The organism is Streptomyces sp. NBRC 110035, assembly GCF_000829695.1.
Classification (GTDB): Bacteria; Actinomycetota; Actinomycetes; order Streptomycetales; family Streptomycetaceae; genus Streptomyces.
Genome location: NZ_BBNN01000053.1, coordinates 1 through 2,897, shown reverse-complemented (window position 1 = coordinate 2,897; position 2,897 = coordinate 1). Strand labels below are relative to the sequence as shown.

Here is a 2,897-nt window from a genome sequence, read left to right as displayed (position 1 = left end):
TCTGTCTTGGCCATGATTTTGGCGGCGGGGGGTGAGCTTCCCAGTGCGCTACGCGCGACGGGGGATGCGGTGGAGCTGTACCGCCGCCATATCGGCACGCTGCCTTCAGCTTTCCCGCGACTCCATGTCGTGTCGGGCTTGCAGGCGCAGTTGCTCGACGGCGTAGGACGTCAGCAAGAGGCGGAGGCGGTCCGGCGCTGGCTCAGGGAAAATCCGCTCCCGTCTGGTCCTCACAACTGACCGGTTGCGAGAGTTCTGCGAGAGCCCCGGAGCCGATCACGTTTCCGCAGGTCGCCATTCGCAGAAGTCCTCTCAAAACCTGCACGTTGTGCGAGACAGTTCTGACAGACTTCCGGGGTGGATCTGACGCCCGATCAAGCCGCAATCGCGGTAGAACGAAACGGCTGTCCGAACTGTGACGCGCCCGCTGGCAGCGCCTGCCGCACCCGGGGCGGGAAGACCGCCGCGAAGTACCACACCCCCCGCTTCGTCCTCGTCCCCGCGCTGCGCGAGGAACTGGAGATCCCCGTTCCCGCCGACCGCGGGCCCGGCCGCGCGTGGAAGCAGGGCCCCGCGCTCGCCGTGGTCCCCGCGCCGCGTACCGAGCGGCCGGTCCGCATCGGGTACGCGAGGACGTCGACCGCCCGGCAAGAGCTGGCGAGCCAGATCGAAGCTCTCCGCCGGGCGGAGTGCCACAAGATCTTCCAGGAGCAGATCAGCACCCGCGTCAAGGTCCGGCCCGAGCTGGAGAAGGCCCTCGCGCTGGCCCACCAGTTCAGGGAGGCCGCGCCCGACACCCCGGTCATCTTCACCGTCCACGAACTCAAGCGCCTCGCCCGCAACGCCGCCGAACTGATGACGCTCTCCGCCAACCTCCAGGCCGGCGGCATCCAGCTCGAACTCCTTACCGGCCCGCTCACCGGCATCTACGACCCCAACGGCATGGGCGCCATGTTCTTCGCCGTACTCGCCGTCGCCGGACAGATCGAACGCAACTACATCCGGGAGAAGACCCTCGAAGGCCAGGTCATCGCTGCCTCCAAGGGCAACCACGGCGGACGCCCGAAGGTCATCGACGACGACATGCTCACCTTCGCCGTCGCCCTGAAGGACAAGGGCGTCCCCGTCCCCGAGATCGCAAAGAAGCTCACCATCAAAACCGGCAAGAACGCCGGCAAGCACCCGTCCGTCGCCTCCCTCTACCGGGCCCTCGCCGAAGCCGAGCACGCCGCCACAGACGACAACCTGCCACTCCGCCCCAAGCCAGCACGCATCCGCCGACCCGAGGACCCGCTCACCCCCGAAGAGATTGACCTCCGCGAACGGCTCCAGGCCCAGCCCCACCCGAACGCCGAGACGCCGTAGCGACACATGCCGGAACCGCCTGGACACCAAGATCCATCCCTAGCGCTAACGGCTGCTCCGCTGTTCCCCGAGGCCGGAGTAGGTCTCGACGAGGACGAGTCGGCTGTCGAACATCGAGAACGCGTTGCCCGGCCAGATGCAGGTGGGGGCGGACTTGGGGACGATGCCCAGGCTGAGGCGGGAAAGTCCCATCACGGCCAGGAGACGGTCGAGTTGCCCCTTCATCACTTCCGAACCACCGAAGTTGGTGTACAGGGCCTGTTCGCCGAGGAGGACGTTGAAGATGCGGTCGCCCCTGTACAGGTACTGCTGGCGCTCAAGTCGCTTGGCCACGGCCGCTTCGGCGTCATCGGGAATCTCGTAGTAGCTGACGCCCTGTCGGAGGACTTCGGCAGCGTACTCAGAGGTCTGGAGGGTTCCCCAGATGAGCGTGGGGTGCCAGATGCGGAAGACCTTGGTCCTGGCGTACACCGGGATCGCCTGGCGCTGTCGTTTCTCGACGCCGGTCTGGAGTTGCCTTCGCCATTCGAGCCACAGCTCGTCGACATGACGGACGATCGCGACCAGGTCACCCAACTGCTCGCCCCGGCCGGTCGTCTCGCACCAGACGCGCATGTCGTCCTCGCTGGGACGCTGCTTGCCGTTCTCGATGCGGGAGACCTTCGACTCCTGCCACGAGGTGGCACGGGCGAATGCCCGGCCGCTGGTGAATCCGGCGTCCTTGCGGAAGCCACGCAGCCGGGCACCGAGCGCCTGCAGTGCCTCTTCCACCTGCTTGCTCACGGGTCGGTCAGGGCTTGTACTCGGGATGGGGAATGGCGTCTGCCCACAGCAGGTCCCGCAGGCGCACGCACTCGGCCACGGTGTCGGGGTCCTCGACGATCTCCGACCCGGGCACTCTGCCGTCCCGGAAGATTTCAAGTCCAGTGAGACGGTCGTGACGTTATGAGGTTTGTGGTGCGGGTTCCCTGCGCTTGGCCGGGTCGTTGATCCACGCCTGCTGGGGTATCCGGGGTGGTCGGGGGCGGCGGCCGAAGCGTTCGGGGTGGCGGGCGTATGCCTCGGCGAGGGTGACGGCCCGCTGGTCGCGGACCTCCTCGGCGGTGCCGAAGTGCACGCTGGCGGGCGTGTGCCAGGCGATACCCGAATGCCGGTGTTCGTGGTTGTAGTACGCGATGAACGCCTCGAACCACTCGCGGGCATGGGCCAGCGAATCGAACCGCTCGGGGTAGTCGGACATGTACTTCGTGGTCTTGAAGTGGGCCTCGCTGTAGGGGTTGTCGTTGGAGGTCTTCGGCCGCGAGTGCGACCGGGTGACGCCGAGGTCGATCAGCAGCTGGGAGACTCTCTTGGAGGTCATCGACGTGCCGCGGTCGGCGTGCACGGTCTCGGGAACGATGCCGTTGCGGCGGATGGTCTCCCGGATCAACTCCTCGGCGCGTGCGGCCGATTCGGCGGCCTCGACGGTGTGGCCGACGATGTAGCGGCTGAAGATGTCGATGATGACGTAGGCGTGGTACCAGACGCCCTTG

Annotated in this window: 5 protein-coding genes; 2 read left to right on the top strand and 3 right to left on the bottom strand. The window is 66.9% G+C overall.

The window, feature by feature from the left end; all coding sequences use genetic code 11:
• Positions 1 to 240 (top strand): hypothetical protein (locus tag TU30_RS37815; RefSeq protein ID WP_234308038.1); only part of this gene is annotated, 240 nt, incomplete at its 5' end.
• Positions 241 to 357: 117 nt separating this feature from the next.
• A complete protein-coding gene (locus TU30_RS30370) occupies positions 358 to 1,365 on the top strand; it encodes a recombinase family protein (protein WP_042176265.1) in 1,008 nt (335 codons plus the stop codon).
• Between the two features lie 45 nt (positions 1,366 to 1,410).
• Here TU30_RS30370 and TU30_RS30365 read toward each other — a convergent pair whose 3' ends face one another.
• From TU30_RS30365 to TU30_RS30360, 3 genes are all read right to left on the bottom strand, one after another.
• Positions 1,411 to 2,148, bottom strand: a complete 738-nt coding sequence (locus TU30_RS30365; protein WP_078878653.1) for a helix-turn-helix transcriptional regulator — start codon at positions 2,146 to 2,148, stop codon at positions 1,411 to 1,413.
• Between the two features lie 7 nt (positions 2,149 to 2,155).
• Positions 2,156 to 2,281: a DUF6879 family protein gene (locus TU30_RS38460; protein WP_370626736.1), complete on the bottom strand. Its 126-nt coding sequence runs from the start codon at positions 2,279 to 2,281 to the stop codon at positions 2,156 to 2,158.
• 27 nt (positions 2,282 to 2,308) lie between these two features.
• Positions 2,309 to 2,897, bottom strand: a 589-nt coding sequence (locus TU30_RS30360) for a DDE-type integrase/transposase/recombinase (RefSeq protein ID WP_042176262.1), incomplete at its 5' end; no start/stop codon positions are given.